Consider the following 16,841-nt stretch of genomic DNA (forward strand, 5'->3'; position numbering starts at 1 on the left):
GGGAGAATCCGTTATATATCTTTATGATTTTCTCAAGGTGATTCGTAAGTAGCTTGCAGTTATCAAAATACCATCATATTAATTATCGTGGAGAATTATTAATTCAATAGAACAATAGAATGGTTATGGCGCACGAGTAGTGAAAGCTGGCGTATCCAAGGTCTGGGATGTGAGTCTCCTTTGAAGCCTAAAGTCGTGATCGCTTTAGACGTGGGAGGAACCTTTATTAAGTCTGGTTTGGTCGTGGATGGAGATTTGCTACAGGCTAGCTGCAAGCAACATCCTTCCTTCGCTGACCAAGATGCCGATGTGATTATAGACCAATTTATTTCTATATTTGAAGATCAATATCAGTTCTATTCCGTTACACTAGGGAAATCCTCAGACTGTACTTGGCGCATCGGTCTCGCCTTTCCCGGGCCCTTTGATTATCAGCAAGGCATCTGTTATATTCAGGGGCTTAGTAAATATGAGGCGTTGTATGGTGAGAATATACGAGAAGTATTATATATTACAACATAAGGAATGGGCGAAGCACCTGCTGCAGGCAGATATTCGATTTGAGAATGATGCGAAGCTGTTTGCCCTAGGCGTAAGCAGATTATTTCCAAATGAACGATATATTTCGTTAACTTTAGGGACAGGGTTAGGCTCCGCATTTATTGATCGTGCATTGATCCTGAACGAAGGACCAGGTGTTCCCAAGGACGGTTGGCTTTTTGATAAACCTTTCCTGGAGAGCACCATAGATAACGCCTTCTCACGTCGCGGAATTCTTCGCCTGGCTGAGCAGATGGGAGCTCTAGAAAAAGGAATGGACGTGAAGGACCTCGCAGATCAAGCAAGAAACGGGAATAGCTTGTGCTGCAAGGTGTTATTTTTATGCTCCATCTTCGGCCAGAAATTGAGCATTTCATCAGGGATTATAAATGAACTTGTCGGTTCATTTATAGTTCATATTCCAGTGATAGGATTCACAGTATAATAATAAGCGTTGGAAGGTCGTGCAACATGACAAAAGTAAAACAAACCGTAGATTATCCTTTGTATAATGGACAGCCGTATTTCATGCCTATTGGCAAATGGGTAGTGATCCTTGCAAGTATCGTTGTAGGCTATTTAACAATGACAGTAGAGATTCCTTTTCTGCCTAATGAAGTGCAGAGCAAGATTGCTCCGTTTCTATTCACGCTGTTTCCGTTAATCGCATTAGTGTGGGCAACCAAAGGGAAGTTAGGAATTCTCTTCAAAAAGCCTGAAGTAAGTCATGTATTATACGGGATTTTATTCTTTATTATTAATTTCATCGTAACGTTGGGGGTAGCTGCGCTGCTTTCATCGATGGGAGCTGTAACAGTAAATGCGGTGCTAGGTCATGGGGATACCCTTTCAACAGGTGAGAAGCTCTGGACATTGTTCTTCTCAGGATTTCAATTAATTGGCGAGGAATTGTTAACGATCTTGCCATTCCTGGCGATTATGCAGCTTTGCTTTATTGGCTTTAAAATGTCACGCAAGGCGTCCGTGTTTATTGCATTAATCGTAACAGCGCTCATTTTTGGTGTACTACACTTAAAAACGTACAATTTTAATTTTGCTCAGGCCATTCTGGGAATCGGAATCGCTCGAATTATTCTAACGCTTGCTTACATGAAAACAAAGAATATCTGGACATCGATCATTGCACATATTTTAAATGACTGGGCAATATTTGGGACTAGTATGTTAGGTGGCGCAGTAGCAGCACCGTTCCTGATGCATTTCTTGCATTAAGAGCCGGAGAATTTCCGTAGACTCACAAAGAGGTTAAGCATATAGTGCGATAGATATTGAGGAGATTTCTGAGGTACAAAAGCACAGCTGATTGGATATCCAATCAGCTTTTTTTGCTATCTAGTTTAAATTCCTATCAATCTCCCTATCATCAGATATCCCTCTGAAGGGATACCCAGCCCCCGTTATTATTGGTATACTTTAACAAATGATTCTACTTATGGAGTGTTTAAGGAGGTTATGATCGATGAGATCGAGCGGTATTCTTCTGATTTTTATAGCGCTTATAGTAACCGGTTGCTTTAACCAGCCATCCAATGGAGAAGACAAATTCACAACTACCATTAATGAACAAGAAGATGTGATAAACAGCCATGGAATGATTGTTAAGAATCTTAAGAAGTTGGATGCTTTTATCCAAAATAATGCGGGTAAGCAGCGTGTGGTTCATTACACAATTGAGGGTGATCCGATCTTTAATGACTTGAAATATACTGACCAAGGGATTGAAATGCGGCATGATAATTCCGAAGATACGTTTGGTAGTCCCCAAGTAACCACATACACTTGTCAGAACCTTGTTAGAAACGAAACGGATAAACTTCTGTCGTATACCTTAACGGGCTGCGAGGGCGAACAAGCAAAGATCGAGCTGCTACAGATTCCTTTTGACGTCACGAAACAAGATAAGTTTGAGTTTGTTTTAAAATATGGTGTGAACCAAAAGAACGAAATTAATACGATAGAGAAGAAGTTGGTCAAAGATCTCCAGAATGGGGAAGTAGTCGAGGTTAGCGATTTTGAGCTTTCTGAACAGGAACGTGGACAAATCTATAAAGAAATGGTTCTAGCGAATTACTTAGATGAAAAAGAATTATCTACTGAGTGTAATCGGAAACCTGTTGTAAGTTACGATTTATCGGTTCAGATTAATAGTGGAGAGCGTCATTATCAGTGGACGGAATGCCAGAATACTGAGGATGACGGTCAGATGACTGAACTAGCCCAAGCGATCATTAAGATCGTGCAGGCCGGAAGCATTTATAAGGAACTGCCTGAGGTTAAGGGGCATTATGAATAATTTAAATAAGTTGAACTAAAACATTCTAAAAAGGAAGAGTGGCGGAGGGGGATTTTGGAACTGTAGGAGCGATAGCGTTCGCCTGAAAGCTTTCCGTAGGAAAGCTCGCTCCGGAAGCATAGGCTCACCGGATTTCAACCGTGAAACACGGTATATAATCAAGAAATCTGGGGACAACAGCGACCGGAAGTCCAAACATTCACCGCAGTCATGTTTACCTTAAAGAAATACCTTAAGTTTTTAACTAATTTTTATTCTCAGATCATTGGAGGCAGCATTCATGCACCGAATATTGTTAATTGAAGATGACGAAGCAATTAGTGAAATGGTTAGGTCCTATTTAGTAAAAGAGGGCTATGAAGTGGAAACGGCGTTCGATGGTGAAGTAGCGGAAAGGACATTCCGTACTAGTAATCCTTTTGATCTTGTATTATTAGATCTCATGCTGCCCAAGCGCAGCGGTACTGATATTCTCCAGACGATCCGTGCGACAAGTCTAGTTCCGGTGTTGATCATGTCAGCCAAGGACAGCGATGTGGATAAAGCGCTTGGACTTGGCTTTGGGGCGGATGATTATATTACCAAGCCATTTTCAATGATCGAATTAGCTGCAAGAGTGAAGGCTGCGATTCGAAGAGCGGGTTATGCTACCCCCACCATCCAACCGGAAGCTCCAATTCCTGCGAAGCAAAAAATTTCCATTGGTGGCCTGACTGTAGATTTGGATAATTTCTCTGCGCTAAAGAACGGGGAAGAGGTGAAGTTAACGTCTAAGGAATTTCATATTCTTAAGCTGTTCGTTACGCATCCGGGCAGGGTCTTCACCAAAGCGCAGATTTATGCTAGCGTATGGGCAGATGATTATTTCGGAGATGAGAACGTTATTAATGTACATATGAGAAGATTACGCGAAAAAATAGAAGATGACCCCTCGCATCCAGAGTACATCAAGACGTTGTGGGGGATCGGATATAAGCTGGGAGAGCAGCTATAATGAGCATGGCGCTTAGTGTGGTCATTGTACTCCTGCTCGTCGTCATTGTATGGCAATATCAGCATTCACGTAAAGCTTCCAGAGACCTGAAATATATTCATGACAAGCTAAGTAGCATCATGGCTGAAGGTTCACACGAAAGACTGCTGTTATTCAGTAGTAATGTGGAGCTGCAAAGTGTGCTGATTGATCTAAATCGGCTGCTCGACATTAATCATAAAGGAAGCATTGAGCGCGTGAAGCTGGAGAAGTCCATGCGTAATATGTTGTCGAACATTTCCCACGATCTTAAGACTCCGCTAACGGTAGTACTCGGTTATATTGAGACGATTCAGCAGGATGAACATATGCCAGCCGAAGAACGGGAACGTATGATGAATACGATTCACCAAAAAGCAAATGAAGTGATCCAATTGATGAACAAGTTCTTTGACTTGGCTAAGCTGGAATCAGGGGATCGGGAAATCAATCTTACACGTGTTGAGGCAGGTGAGGTGTGCAGACGTAATATTCTCTCTTTCTATGATATCCTTAGCGCCAAGGGCAGTGAGGTGGAGATAGAAATCCCTGATGACTCGCTTTATTTCATGGGAAACGAAGAGGCGCTTGACCGGATATTGACCAATTTGTTATCGAATGCGATTGCTTACGGGGATGCCGGAGGCGTATTAGGTTTGAAACTCTATAGTGATAAGAACAAAGTATACATAGATGTTTGGGACAGGGGAAAAGGCATTAGTGAAGTTCACCAGGATAAAGTATTCGAACGGCTCTATACACTGGAGGATTCGAGAAATCGATCATATCAAGGGAGTGGTCTGGGTCTGACGATCACCAAAAGATTAACGGAGCAGATGAATGGTACCATTACACTGGTTAGTCAACCGTTTGTGAGAACAGTATTTACCCTTTCTTTTCGTAGATTAAGCTTCTAAAGAATGAAATTGTGTGCAGCTTAAGATTTTTGTAAGAATCGAGTAATAAAAAAGAAAATTCTGCTGTGTACAATAAGAACTAAGGAAGACGAGACGAAAACAAAGGGGAGCACGGAAATGACTACGATACTTCGAACAAGAAATTTAACGAAAACCTACCAAGGCAAAGAAGCCGTTAGCAATGTGAATATGAATATTAAACAAGGTGAAATTTATGGCTTTCTTGGACCGAACGGTGCCGGCAAAACAACGGTCATGAAAATGATCACGAACCTCGTTAAGCCGACGAGTGGCGAGATTGAATTTTTTAATGAAAAAATGACAAATCATTCGTATGAAATGCTCAAACGGATGGGCTGCATCATTGAATATCCAGTGTTCTATGATAAACTCACAGCCAAGGAAAACCTGATCCTGCATGGAGAATACATGGGCTATTATGATCCGCAAGCGATTGGTGAAGCGCTGGAGCTGGTAAAGCTTACGGGTATTGATAAAAAGCCGGTGAAGCAATTTTCGCTTGGGATGAAGCAGCGCCTTGGTATTGCCAGAGCCTTTATGACGAAACCGGAGCTACTCATTCTGGATGAGCCGATTAATGGACTAGACCCTGTGGGAATCAAAGAGATGCGTGAAGTGTTCCGGATGCTTAGCCGTGAATATGGAATGACGTTACTTGTATCTAGTCATATTCTGGGGGAAATCGAGCAGATTGCTGATACTATCGGTGTGATCCGGCAGGGTGCTCTGGTAGAAGAGGTGGCGATGGATTCCATTCGCGGTCAAAATACAGAATATATCGAAGTGGTTACGAATGAGATTAACAAAGCAGTGTACGTGTTGGAGCACAAGCTTGGCCTCAATAACTTCAAAGTACTAGATCATATTACAGTAAGAATTTATGACGGTGGTATCTCACAACGTAATCTGAATAAGGCGTTAGTGCTAGCAGACGTGGAGATTGAGAGCATCAGCAAGAAACAACATACGCTGGAAGATTATTTTTTACAATTGATTGGGGGTGAAGGCGTTGCTTAAATTAATATCTTTGGAGATTCGGAAGAATAAGCTAAAGACTCTTCTTACAGGGGCAGCAATCGTCAATCTCGCTATTCTTGGGTTTATGATTATGGTTTTATTCGTTGATCGAAATGAGAATGAACCGTCGTTCGCTTCTTACGCAGATATGTTTGAAGGTGTGTTCGTTTTTGTTAAGGCTGCTTATATTATTTTCGCTTCCGTTATTATTAGCAAGCTGGTGATTGATGAGTATAAGAACAACACTATTACTCTTCTCTTCATGTACCCTATCTCACGTAAAAAGCTAATGACTGCGAAAATATTGATAGTGTTCGCCTTCACATTTGTTGCCATCATCGTGTCAGACATTGTAGTTGGAGCTATGCTAATAGGATTTAATTCGTTTGTAGGGCTTATCCCGGGTGAGTTAAACCTTCCTATAATCACTTCAGAGCTGATCAAGTTAGGCGCAAACGCATTTTACGCAGCGGGTATTGCTCTGATTCCTTTGTACTTTGGAATGAAGAAAAAATCAGTTCCTGCCACCATCGTCTCGGCGGTGTTAGTTACGTCCCTAATTTCTGGTGGATTTGATCAAGCACGCTTAGGTAATTTAGCGGCGGTGTCGATCTCGCTTGGCTTGATTGGAGCAGGTATTGCCTATATGGCGATTCGCAATATTGACCATAAAGATATAGCCTAAAATATTTATAGAAATCCCTCTTAAGAATCTCAGTACGATGTGTAAGTCATCGTGGTCGGGTTCTAAAGGGGGATTTAGTGTTTATCTGCGACCGATTAAAGTATATTTGCTATAATGGTCAAAATAGAAGAATTTAAAATTTAAGATGATTTCCGCTCATTTTAGGGTAATGATAATGGATGAGAGAGCCTGAGGTGAAATGAATTGTGGATAAAGACTGGACGTCCATTCTAACACGATTGCTTTCGGAAGAGAGCGCTTATAAATCGTTATATGACCATCATCCTAATTTGATATTTGTGTTGGATCGGCAAGGTCACTGCGTAGGAACGAATCGTACGTTCTATCTAGAATCCAGTGCAGAAGCATCGTTCCAAGATATAGGTCTGACAGCACTTAAAAGAATATACCTTGTTGATGTAGCTAGTTTTGAGGCTGCCCTGCAAGGGAATCCCTCTAGCTTTGAATTGCAAGATCTGAACAATCCCAAAGCGGACGTTGTGAAGGGAAACTTTATTCCTATAACGATAGACGAGGGAATTGTTGGGGTATTCGCGATCATACAAGTGGATAACAGCAACTATCATCATTATTCGGAAGGGTTACATGACTGGCTAAACGCATTAGCAGATTCTTTTCATGCTAAATTATCGAATAAGGTAGAACTAGAGTCAAACTTCAAATCTACTTTTGCTGCTGAAGTCGAAGATAAACGAGCGAACCTTATTCTGAACTCCGTCTCAGCTGGAATATTCGTACTAGATAATATAGGGCGAACGCTCTTTATTAACCGTGAGGGAGCAGATATGTTAGGTTACCAGCCTACAGAATTGGTTGGCCTGAAGCTGATGGAATATATTCATCAAATCCAAGGCGATGGCTCACGTTATTCAACCCCTGATTGTCAGATTAGTCTTACAATTGCAGATGGAATTATCCGCAGGAAAGACGATGAGATCTTCTGGCGTAAGGATGGAACCAGCTTTTTTGTCAATTATCGGGTGTCGCCTCTTATGGATGGGGGGATGATCTCAGGAGCAGTTATTGCTTTTAGTGATATCACGAATGCGAAAGAAATCATTCGCGCTAAAGAATCTGCAGAACAGGCGGCGCAAGCCAAATCTGACTTCTTAGCGATGATGAGTCATGAAATTCGGACACCGATGAATGGAATGATAGGGATGTCAGATCTTTTACTTGAAACTGATCTTGGAGAAGAACAGCGGGGGTATGTCGAGATTTTACGAAGCTGTAGTTACACGCTTTTACAGATCTTGAATGACATTCTTGATTTCAGCAAGATGGAAGCGGGTAAAATGCCACTGCAAACCGAATCGTTTGAACTTCGAGAGATGATATCGGACATTATTGATTTATTTACGCCTAAAGCCGAAGAGAAGAAGCTGGCCTTGCGGTGGTGGGCGGATACGAGTGTTCCAACAACGTTACTGGCTGATCCGATCCGTTTGCGACAGATTATTGTCAATCTTGTAGGAAATGCTCTGAAATTCACAGAACATGGGAGCGTAACACTATCGGTTAAGAACATTCCACTTTCGGATTCAAAAGAATATTTATTGGAATTCTCTGTCCGTGATACAGGTGTTGGGATTGCCGATAATAAACTCAATTTATTATTTCAATCCTTCTCACAGCTGCACCCGATCATCAACCGTAAATATGGCGGTACAGGGTTGGGACTCGCTATTTGTAAGCAGCTGGTTGAGCTGATGGGTGGGACAATCTTTGTAGAAAGTGAAGAGAATAAAGGTTCAACATTCCGGTTTATGTTACCCTTCATAAAAAAAGAGGTCGAGTTAAATTCAACTTCAAATCAGGAGGGGTAAACGCACAAATCCCCGGTTCATTGACTTACGAAGCAATGACCGGAGATTTGCGTTAGAATATTAATCTTGAAGCATATACATGAGACCTACAGTATGTGGGCCACAATGGCTACCAATAACACAACCTGCGTTGAGGATAGCGATCTCATTCACTTGAGTTTTCTCTCGTATCGCTGTCTCTAGATAGCGAGCATCTTCTTCCGCTAAGGTATGAACAACGATGAGCAGCTCTTTATCCATCCGCTCGACGTTAACCAAGGCGTTCTGGAGCATTTGTTCCACGGCTTTTTCTTTTTTGCCACGAATTTTACTAGTAGGTACGATGCTGCCGTCTACAAGTCTAAGAACAGGACGAATTTTTAGCAGACTACCGATGAAATTCTGCATACCTGAACAGCGTCCACCCATATATAAGTAATCTAGCGTATCTACCACGAATTCTGTTTCTACAAGATTACGACTCTGCTTCAGCATAGCTGCAATCTCAATGGCACTGTAACCTTTTTCAGCGGCTCTGACAGCTTTCATAACGAGAAGAGCGATGCCTCCACATAAGGTCTGTGAATCAATAACCTGTACACGCCCCTCTGGGAATTCCCCAGCAGCCAAAAGTGCATTCTGATATGTAGAGGATAATGATGAGGAGAGACTGATATATACAATATCATCTCCACGGCTAATTACCGGATGAAAAGCGGCGATAAAGTCAGCTGGCGAAGGCGCGGCCGTCTTTGGCAATACTCCGCTTGCTGCGACACGGCGATACACTTCTTCTGGTGTGATATCTTCACCATCTTTGTAGGTTCCTTCTTCAAACACTACGTAAAGGGGAACGATGCCGATATTAAAAGTATCCTTCCAGCCTTGAGGCAAATCGGAAGTGCTGTCTGAAAATATTTTTACAGTAGACATGAATTTCTCCTTCACCGATAATCGGACGACAATAGTCATTATTGAATCACATAATCTATTTATTATACCAAGATTAAGCCGATTCTCAAAATGAAATCGTAGAAATTCTGAAAGAAAGAAAGACTATCCGGAATTCCGAATAGTCTAAGTAAGCATTAATTTTTTTTCATAACCGGTATCCAGATCTCGCAGCGATAATCCTCTGCATCAGGTCTTCCCGGAAGGTATAACTCAAACTCGGGTCCTCCTGTATGCTCATAGCCTGTTGCAGGGAACCACTCCTGAAAGATCCGTGACCATGCTTGCTGAATAGCATTCGGCATTGGCCCTACTGAGGTGAACACAGCCCAACTCGCAGCTGGTATCGTCGTAGAAGCAAAGCCCTGAGCGTCCGTCTCTGGAGAGGCTTCGACAGCAATCCAATAGGAGAAGGTTTCTTTTTCGTGATTGAAATCTTTACAAATACCAAGGATGTCCTTATCAACACCGATCTCAATCAGCTTATCCGACGTACCATTTTCATTAGCTTCAATCCACAGCTGGGGGATACGGCGTAAATTCTCCCCATCTTTCGTTGTCATTTCCTCTACTAGTCCGATAACATTAAAAGCGTCTCTTGTCTCAATTCTGTAGTCCATTTCTTTATCTCCCTTCAGTGATAGATGGAAGGAGAGTCTAGGGAAGGCTTTGAGCTGTACCCCTGACTCCCGCGCAGCAGAAGGAGTAATTCCATGTGCTTTGCGGAATGCTTTGGCAAACGACTCGGGAGAGTCATATCCGTATTTTAATGAGACATCTAGCACCTTAACTTTAGAAATAGCGAGTTCCTGTGCCGCCAGAGTTAGTTTGCGTTTACGGATATAGTCTTTGACTGATACTCCGGTGAGCATGTAGAACATACGCTGGAAGTGAAAAGGGGAGGAATAAGCAACCTTTGCTATATCTTCTATATTAAAGGTTTCCTCCATTTTGCTCTCCATATAATCTAAAGCTTCTTTCATGCGGATAAGCCATTCCAAGCCTGCCATCTCCCTTTGAGTTCATACTAACATGCCACCATTTGCAAATCCTGTTATTCCTTGCTCTCTAATGACAGGTTGCTGATGGAAGAATAATCTTAACAAAATCATCCTATATAGTATAACTCAGGAAGGTGGAGAGAGTCAGCTTTGTAATCTGTACACTCTTGCTTCGTAAGGACGCAGAATTTCTCGTGTTGGTGATTCATCCGGGTAATTTCCAATGATTAAATCAGTAACGGTGCTCAGCTCAGCGGAGAGATCAACGGTTTGAGGGGCCTCGTTGAAGTTCAGCAGGATCAGCCATTGTTCATCCTCTAAAGTTCTTGTATAAACATAAAGGTTCTCATGATCAGGCAGTAGCAGCTTATATTCTCCATATACCATAATCGGATTTTTTTTGCGTAAAGCAATTAATTCCTGGTAGTAGTAGAAGATTGAATCAGAATCCGCCAATGCTTGCTCCACATTAATTTCCTTGTAAATCGGATTTACTTTGAGCCATGGTTCTCCTTCTGAAAATCCAGCATTAGCAGATGCATCCCATTGCATTGGGGTACGGGCATTGTCTCGGCCTTTGACATGGATAGCGTTCAGAATCGTTTCATGATCTGCGCCACCCTCAGTTACTTTTTCACGGTACATATTCAGAATTTCGATGTCTTTATAATCTTCCAGCGTTGTGAATTTTACATTCGTCATCCCAATTTCTTCACCTTGGTAAATATAAGGGGTGCCTTTAAGTGTATGTAGTAAGGTAGCGAGCATTTTGGCAGATATTACGCGATACTTCCCATCATCACCAAATCGTGAAACCATACGCGGCTGGTCATGATTGTTTAAGTACAGACTATTCCAACCCTTGTCAGCCAGACCGACCTGCCATTTATGAAGTATGTCGCGCAGTTTAGTTAATGTCCATGGGGCTACATCCCATTTGCCTCCTGGGCCGGAATCTACGTCCATATGCTCGAATTGGAATACCATTTGAAGTTCTTCACGATCTTCGTCTGTGTAAAGAACGGCATCCTCTACTGAAGCCCCTGGCGTTTCCCCGACGGTCATAATGTCATAGCTTGAAAGAACCTTTTGGTTCATTTCATGTAAAAACTCATGGACTCGGGGGCCATTCATAAAGTAATCGCCACCCCAAGCAAGTTCCTCTGGCGCCTCGCCCTCGATTTGGAAGGAAGGTAGCCCTTCTGCTTTAGAAATCAAATTAATGACGTCCATCCGCAATCCATCCACACCCTTGTCGAGCCAGAAGGTAATCATCTTGTATAATTCATCGCGCAGCTTTGGATTGTCCCAGTTGAGATCCGGTTGCTTGCGTGAGAACAGATGTAGATAGTATTCACCGGTAGTCTCATCTAGTTCCCAAGCCGGACCGCTGAATATGGAACTCCAATTGTTTGGACGTTCGCCATTCGGTCCACCTGGACGCCATATGTAGTAATCACGGTATGGATTATCCTTTGACGAACGGGACTCTACGAACCATTGATGTTCATCAGAAGAGTGGTTGATTACAAGATCCATCATTAGCTTAATGCCACGATCATGCAGTCCAGTCAGTAGTTCCTCCCAGTCTTTTAGCGTGCCGAACTCATCCATAATATCTTCGTAATCGCTGATGTCATAACCATTATCATCATTTGGCGATTTATACACTGGTGACAACCACACTACATCGACACCGAGCTTCTGCAAATAATCCAGACGTGAAATGATGCCTTGCAGATCTCCAATACCGTCACCATTACTATCTTGAAAGCTGCGTGGATAGATTTGATAAACGACAGCTTCCTTCCAAAAGGTTCTTTTCATTAATAATCACTCCTTATATAAGTTATCCATTTAGGAAAAAAATAAAGAGACCCTAAAAAGCTATTGGCTCCAAAGGGTCTCTTGTGGTGTCGGTTTATACTGTGACGGAATTGCTGTCAGCAGTGATGCTGCTTAGTCCGTTCACGGTATATTCTTTGTCATAGATAGTAATAGAAGCTGGAATATCAGTTTCATTCGTAACCGTAACCTGTGCGTCCGAAACGCTTACTTTTAGACGGGAGCCGCGGAACATGATTTTGAAAGAGTACGCTGTCCAGTGACCTGGGTTCGATGGGCTTAGAGTCAGTCTGCCATCATGAACACGTAATCCGCCGAAGCCATGTACGATTGACATCCAAGTACCGGCCATACTAGTGCTGTGTAAGCCGTCTTCGGTATCATTGTTATAGTTATCAAGATCCAGTCTTGAAGTACGCAAGTACATTTCATAAGCCTTATCCTTATATCCTAGTTCGCTGGCTAGAATAGAGTGGATACAAGGGGATAGGGAGGACTCATGAACAGTGATCGGCTCGTAAAAGTCGAAATTAAGTTTTTTGGTATCCAGATCGTAACGGTCCCCTAGGAAATATAATCCCTGCAGAACGTCCGCTTGTTTAATGAAGCAAGAACGAAGGATACGATCCCAAGACCATTTTTGGTTTAGCGGCAGGTTCTCAGCTGCCAGATCCTTGACTTGAATAATCTCTTTATCTAAGAAGCCATCTTGTTGCAAGAAGATACCCAGTTCTTCATCTGCAGGATAATACATTTTGGCAATGATATCATTCCATTTTGCAGTTTCGCTCTCTTGGAGTCCTAGTTTGTCAACTAGTTCTGCATAGCGTGTGGATTCGTTCTTTTTCAGATAATCCAGAGCTTCTAAGGTATATTCCATAGTCCAGGAAGCCATCCGGTTGGTGTACCAGTTATTATTTACGTTATTTTCATATTCATTAGGTCCCGTTACGCCAAGCATCACGTATTTGTCTTTACGATTTGCATAGTGAACACGTTCTTCCCAGAAGCGGGAGATTTCCACCAGAACTTCAAGGCCATATTGACCAAGATAAGCTTTGTCTCCTGTGTAGTTCACATAGTTGTAAATCGCATAAGCAATGGCACCGTTACGGTGAATTTCTTCAAATGTAATTTCCCACTCATTGTGACACTCTTCGCCATTCATTGTAACCATTGGGTACAATGCGCCTTTTGCGAAACCAAGCTTACGAGCATTTTCCTTAGCCTTCTCCAAATGCTTGTAACGGTAGATCAACAGGTTGCGAGCAATAGAGGAGTCTGCTGTACTGAGATAGAAGGGAACGCAATACGCCTCTGTATCCCAGTAAGTGCTGCCGCCGTATTTTTCACCTGTAAAGCCTTTAGGTCCAATGTTCAGACGGTCATCTTCACCATTGTAGGTTTGGTTTAGCTGGAAAATATTGAAACGAATCGCTTGCTGTGCCGAAACGTCACCTTCAATAATGATGTCGCTTTCTTTCCATTTCTCTCTCCAAGCTTCTATTTGTTCTGTCAGAAGGGTTACAAAACCAGCTTCCTTAGCAGCTTGCAAAGCAGTTTGAGCGGCATCGACCAATTGTCCAAGACCGTGATTACGCGAGGTTACGTTAGCAACATATTTATAAATGACGACTTGATCGCCAGATTGTACGGATACATTCATTTTGCTGGCTACATATTTCTCTTGTTCAATAGCTTCAGCATCAGCGTTGACTTTTTCACCATTGACAAGGATATCAAAAGCCATAGCAGAGGTTACATGGAAATCGAGTTTTTTGGTCTTAAGGGTGATGTGTCCACCTTCAGTGCCTGCTTGCTTCTCAACTTCATTCCAGAATTTCTCGTCGTAGTTGGAATCCTTGTTCTTCACGTCACCGTCGAGATAAGGAGTGATCGTAATCTTGCCTGAGAAATTCACAGGAATGATGGAGTAACGAATAGCACCGATTTCTTGACGATTCATGCTGACGAATCGGATACTCTCAACTTTAACTTCCTTACCATCTTCGAGTGTGGCAGTGAAACAACGGGAAAGCGTACCTTCCTTCATGTTAAGAACACGACGGAAATCGGAAACCGTACATTTTGCCAGGTCTAAAGGAGTTCCTTCAATGTCGATGTTAATACCGATCCAGTTCGTGCTGTTCAGTACTTTAGCAAAATATTCAGGATAGCCGTTCTTCCACCAGCCGACCCGTGTTTTGTCAGGATAGTAAACGCCAGCCATGTAGCTGCCTTGTAGGCTACTTCCACTGTATTGCTCTTCAAAATTAGCTCGACCACCCATAAATCCGTTGCCAAGGCTAAATACACTTTCAGAGATTTCTTGTGTCTGTGGATCAAAGGATTCTTCAATAATGGACCATTCATCAATTGTTAAATATTGTTTCACGATAACCGGCTCCTTTAAATATGTTGTGGGGATATATAATGAACAAATCATTCTTCCATTAAAATTCCGGTGGTATATGTGCGACTGCGAGGAATCTTTGGACTTTCGATCGCTGTTATAATCAGATTTCTATATTTTAGCCGCGTTTTGCGGATGAAATCTGATTATAAAGGCGAACGCTACGCTTCTACAGTTCCAAAATTCCTCTCCGTCACCTCATCACCAGAAATCTAATGATTAATACTTAGTTCATTTGATTGTAGGTTAGATGTAGCAGGGCGAATCACATTAACACTTTCAGTTGATTAATGTTCGTTAGACTTTAAGCAAAAGATTTTTTGAGTTGTGACACACTCATATGAGCGAGCGATGGAACGACGATGTTCGCCGCATTGAGCGTTTCCGGTGAACCAATACCAACGCTGAACATTCCAGCACGCGACGCAGCTTCAATTCCTGCTTCTGCATCTTCGAAGACAACACAGTGTTTAGGATCAGCGCCAAGTGCTTTAGCTCCTAAAAGAAAAACTTCCGGATCAGGTTTAGCAGCACTTGTGTGTGTGCCATCGATGATTGCATCAAAGTAAGGGGTCAATCCGGTATTATTTAATATCGTCATTGCGTTCTTACTAGCAGAACCGAGGGCAACTTTGATGCCATTCTCACGGCACTCTTTCAGAAAATCAAGCGCACCTGGCAAAATCTCTGAGCTGTCCATTTTCGCAATATATTCGACATATCGATTATTCTTCTGTTCTGCAAGCTTAGCTTTCTCTTCTTCATCGATAGTTAGTCCGCCGATTTCCAGCAAAATATTTAGCGAGGCAGTTCTGCTGACTCCTTTAAGACGTTCGTTATCTTGTTCTGTGAAGAGAAACCCTAATCCATCTGCAAGCTCTTTCCATGCGATATAATGGTATTTGGCAGTATCAACGATAACACCATCCAAATCGAACAAGCAGGCTTTAATTTCCGTCATTGTAGTACCTCCTAAAATTTGTGACAGTATCGTGATCCATTGGGTAATCGTATCTGAATTTGCTCTCAATTCGTATAAGCTTTGCTAAAGATGTTAAGTTTATCTTAACCTCAGATTCGAATATTCACCCTGAAAAGAACTGGATCAAGAAGTTTTAGTAATTTAGCGCAAACGTTTGTACAGATTTTCAAAAAATAAATGAAGCGTTGATCGCTTCACTTATTCATTCGGTTTTGTTCTTAGCATGTGAGTACATGGATGACTCTCTCACGATCAAGCGATGTGGAATAACAAATCGGTTTGTATAACCAGCATCGTGATTCGGACTCTTGATATTCTGAATAAGTACCTGAGATGCAGTGTAGCCAAGATGATAAATTCCAATATCAATACTACTGATCGGAGGGCTGGATAATTCAGATAATGGAATATTGTTAAAGCTCACAATAGCGAGATCGTCAGGCACTTTGTATTTCAGCTCATTCAATCCACGTAAAATTCCGAACGATACCATATCATCCACTGCAACTAGAGCAGTAGGCCGATTAGGCAAATTCATGAAAAAAGACATCGCTCTATATCCGCTATCCTGTAGAAATTCACCTTCTACAATCCATTCATCACGCATTTCAAGACCGCTATTCAGCAGTGCTTTACGGTATCCTGCGAGACGATCGCGAGAAACAATTAGATTAGGCGGTCCACTTACGAAGCCAATACGTTCATGACCCATTGAAATGAGGTGGTTTGTAGCATCATATGCTGCCATCACATTATCGTTATCGACAGATAAAATATTCTCATATCGATCACTTCGGCCTACCAGTACGAATGGATAATCGTTACTCTCTAGAAAATCAATAACAGCATCATCTGTACGAGAGTAAAGCAGAATAACACCATCTACTCGACGACCCTTTAGAAGTCTTGAAACGGCTTCCAATTCTTCCTTCTCGTTTGCTCCGGAGCTAATTAACACGTCGTAGCCGGAACGGCTAGCTTGTGTAACGATCCCTCGGATTAATTCCATAAAAAATAAATTTGAGAACAGCTCTTCAGCTGGTTTAGGAAGACTGAAGCATATGCTATTTGTAGTTTTCGACACTAGACTCTTAGCCATCATGTTAGGTGTATAGCCCATATCTTCCATAATAGCTTTGACCTTGCGGGAAGTTTCCAGGCTGATTCTGGGGTGATTGGACAATACCCGGGATACCGTGGAGGGAGATACTCCCGCTTTCTTGGCCACATCCTTAATGGTAACTGTCATAGAAACCTCCTTATGGAACCGTTTGCTTTACACAGTAATATTAATCTAAGAGTTCTAAATTGTAAATA

At 42.1% G+C, this 16,841-nt stretch carries 15 protein-coding genes; 9 read left to right on the top strand and 6 right to left on the bottom strand.

Translation table 11 applies throughout. The features are described 5' to 3' along the window. The first annotated feature begins 180 nt into the window (after nt 1–180). The 9 genes from MKY99_RS08365 to MKY99_RS08405 all read left to right on the top strand — a co-directional run bounded on the left by MKY99_RS08365 (nt 181) and on the right by MKY99_RS08405 (nt 8,353). Nucleotides 181–522 carry a hypothetical protein gene (locus MKY99_RS08365; protein WP_339269849.1) on the top strand — a complete coding sequence of 114 codons (342 nt, stop codon included), beginning with the start codon at nt 181–183 and terminating at the stop codon, nt 520–522. After that, nucleotides 482–985, top strand: coding sequence for a hypothetical protein (locus MKY99_RS08370; protein WP_339269851.1), 504 nt, complete (start codon nt 482–484; stop codon nt 983–985). Before MKY99_RS08365 ends, MKY99_RS08370 begins: the two co-directional genes overlap by 41 nt. A 26-nt stretch (nt 986–1,011) precedes the next feature. Next, on the top strand, nt 1,012–1,773 hold the full coding sequence (locus tag MKY99_RS08375) for a type II CAAX endopeptidase family protein (protein ID WP_339269853.1): 762 nt from the start codon (nt 1,012–1,014) through the stop codon (nt 1,771–1,773). 247 nt (nt 1,774–2,020) lie between these two features. After that, a complete protein-coding gene (locus MKY99_RS08380; RefSeq protein WP_339269855.1) occupies nt 2,021–2,854 on the top strand; it encodes a DUF4362 domain-containing protein in 834 nt (277 codons plus the stop codon). A 280-nt stretch (nt 2,855–3,134) separates the two neighbouring features. Continuing rightward, nucleotides 3,135–3,848, top strand: coding sequence for a response regulator transcription factor (locus tag MKY99_RS08385; protein ID WP_076284202.1), 714 nt, complete (start codon nt 3,135–3,137; stop codon nt 3,846–3,848). After that, complete coding sequence (locus MKY99_RS08390; protein ID WP_339269857.1) at nt 3,848–4,783, top strand: sensor histidine kinase; 936 nt, start codon at nt 3,848–3,850, stop codon at nt 4,781–4,783. The genes MKY99_RS08385 and MKY99_RS08390 overlap by 1 nt, the downstream gene beginning before the upstream one ends. 117 nt (nt 4,784–4,900) lie before the next feature. Next, nucleotides 4,901–5,821 carry an ABC transporter ATP-binding protein gene (locus MKY99_RS08395; protein ID WP_339269859.1) on the top strand — a complete coding sequence of 307 codons (921 nt, stop codon included), beginning with the start codon at nt 4,901–4,903 and terminating at the stop codon, nt 5,819–5,821. Beyond that, nucleotides 5,805–6,506, top strand: coding sequence for an ABC transporter permease (locus MKY99_RS08400; protein WP_339246370.1), 702 nt, complete (start codon nt 5,805–5,807; stop codon nt 6,504–6,506). The genes MKY99_RS08395 and MKY99_RS08400 overlap by 17 nt, the downstream gene beginning before the upstream one ends. A 206-nt stretch (nt 6,507–6,712) precedes the next feature. Continuing rightward, nucleotides 6,713–8,353, top strand: coding sequence for an ATP-binding protein (locus MKY99_RS08405; protein WP_339269861.1), 1,641 nt, complete (start codon nt 6,713–6,715; stop codon nt 8,351–8,353). Nucleotides 8,354–8,413: 60 nt separating this feature from the next. On the opposite strand, the gene MKY99_RS08410 is transcribed toward MKY99_RS08405, so the two are convergent. The 6 genes from MKY99_RS08410 to MKY99_RS08435 form a co-directional block, all read right to left on the bottom strand. Then, the gene (locus tag MKY99_RS08410; RefSeq protein WP_042186314.1) at nt 8,414–9,265 is read right to left on the bottom strand and encodes a DegV family protein; all 852 of its coding nucleotides are present in this window, start codon (nt 9,263–9,265) and stop codon (nt 8,414–8,416) included. Nucleotides 9,266–9,420: 155 nt separating this feature from the next. Further along, on the bottom strand, nt 9,421–10,284 hold the full coding sequence (locus MKY99_RS08415; protein ID WP_188114583.1) for an AraC family transcriptional regulator: 864 nt from the start codon (nt 10,282–10,284) through the stop codon (nt 9,421–9,423). A 144-nt stretch (nt 10,285–10,428) separates the two neighbouring features. Beyond that, complete coding sequence (locus MKY99_RS08420) at nt 10,429–12,111, bottom strand: alpha-glucosidase (RefSeq protein ID WP_339269862.1); 1,683 nt, start codon at nt 12,109–12,111, stop codon at nt 10,429–10,431. Between the two features lie 94 nt (nt 12,112–12,205). Next, entirely contained in the window at nt 12,206–14,524 is a 2,319-nt protein-coding gene (locus MKY99_RS08425; RefSeq protein ID WP_339269863.1) for a glycoside hydrolase family 65 protein, read from the bottom strand. 322 nt (nt 14,525–14,846) lie between these two features. After that, nucleotides 14,847–15,503, bottom strand: a complete 657-nt coding sequence (pgmB, locus tag MKY99_RS08430) for a beta-phosphoglucomutase (protein ID WP_042186321.1) — start codon at nt 15,501–15,503, stop codon at nt 14,847–14,849. Nucleotides 15,504–15,726: 223 nt separating this feature from the next. After that, nucleotides 15,727–16,773, bottom strand: a complete 1,047-nt coding sequence (locus MKY99_RS08435) for a LacI family DNA-binding transcriptional regulator (protein ID WP_042186323.1) — start codon at nt 16,771–16,773, stop codon at nt 15,727–15,729. Nucleotides 16,774–16,841: the final 68 nt, after the last annotated feature.

This window comes from Paenibacillus sp. FSL R5-0470, from assembly GCF_037975205.1.
GTDB lineage: Bacteria > Bacillota > Bacilli > Paenibacillales > Paenibacillaceae > Paenibacillus_AQ.

What these genes read in the sequence shown, in the direction of transcription:
- MKY99_RS08410 (WP_042186314.1), bottom strand. Translation starts at nt 9,265, where the DNA reads ATGTCTACTGTAAAAATATTTTCAGACAGCACTTCCGATTTGCCTCAA.
- MKY99_RS08380 (WP_339269855.1), top strand. Translation starts at nt 2,021, where the DNA reads ATGAGATCGAGCGGTATTCTTCTGATTTTTATAGCGCTTATAGTAACC.
- MKY99_RS08395 (WP_339269859.1), top strand. Translation starts at nt 4,901, where the DNA reads ATGACTACGATACTTCGAACAAGAAATTTAACGAAAACCTACCAAGGC.
- MKY99_RS08385 (WP_076284202.1), top strand. Translation starts at nt 3,135, where the DNA reads ATGCACCGAATATTGTTAATTGAAGATGACGAAGCAATTAGTGAAATG.
- MKY99_RS08375 (WP_339269853.1), top strand. Translation starts at nt 1,012, where the DNA reads ATGACAAAAGTAAAACAAACCGTAGATTATCCTTTGTATAATGGACAG.
- MKY99_RS08370 (WP_339269851.1), top strand. Translation starts at nt 482, where the DNA reads ATGGTGAGAATATACGAGAAGTATTATATATTACAACATAAGGAATGG.
- pgmB (WP_042186321.1), bottom strand. Translation starts at nt 15,503, where the DNA reads ATGACGGAAATTAAAGCCTGCTTGTTCGATTTGGATGGTGTTATCGTT.
- MKY99_RS08435 (WP_042186323.1), bottom strand. Translation starts at nt 16,773, where the DNA reads ATGACAGTTACCATTAAGGATGTGGCCAAGAAAGCGGGAGTATCTCCC.
- MKY99_RS08420 (WP_339269862.1), bottom strand. Translation starts at nt 12,111, where the DNA reads ATGAAAAGAACCTTTTGGAAGGAAGCTGTCGTTTATCAAATCTATCCA.
- MKY99_RS08390 (WP_339269857.1), top strand. Translation starts at nt 3,848, where the DNA reads ATGAGCATGGCGCTTAGTGTGGTCATTGTACTCCTGCTCGTCGTCATT.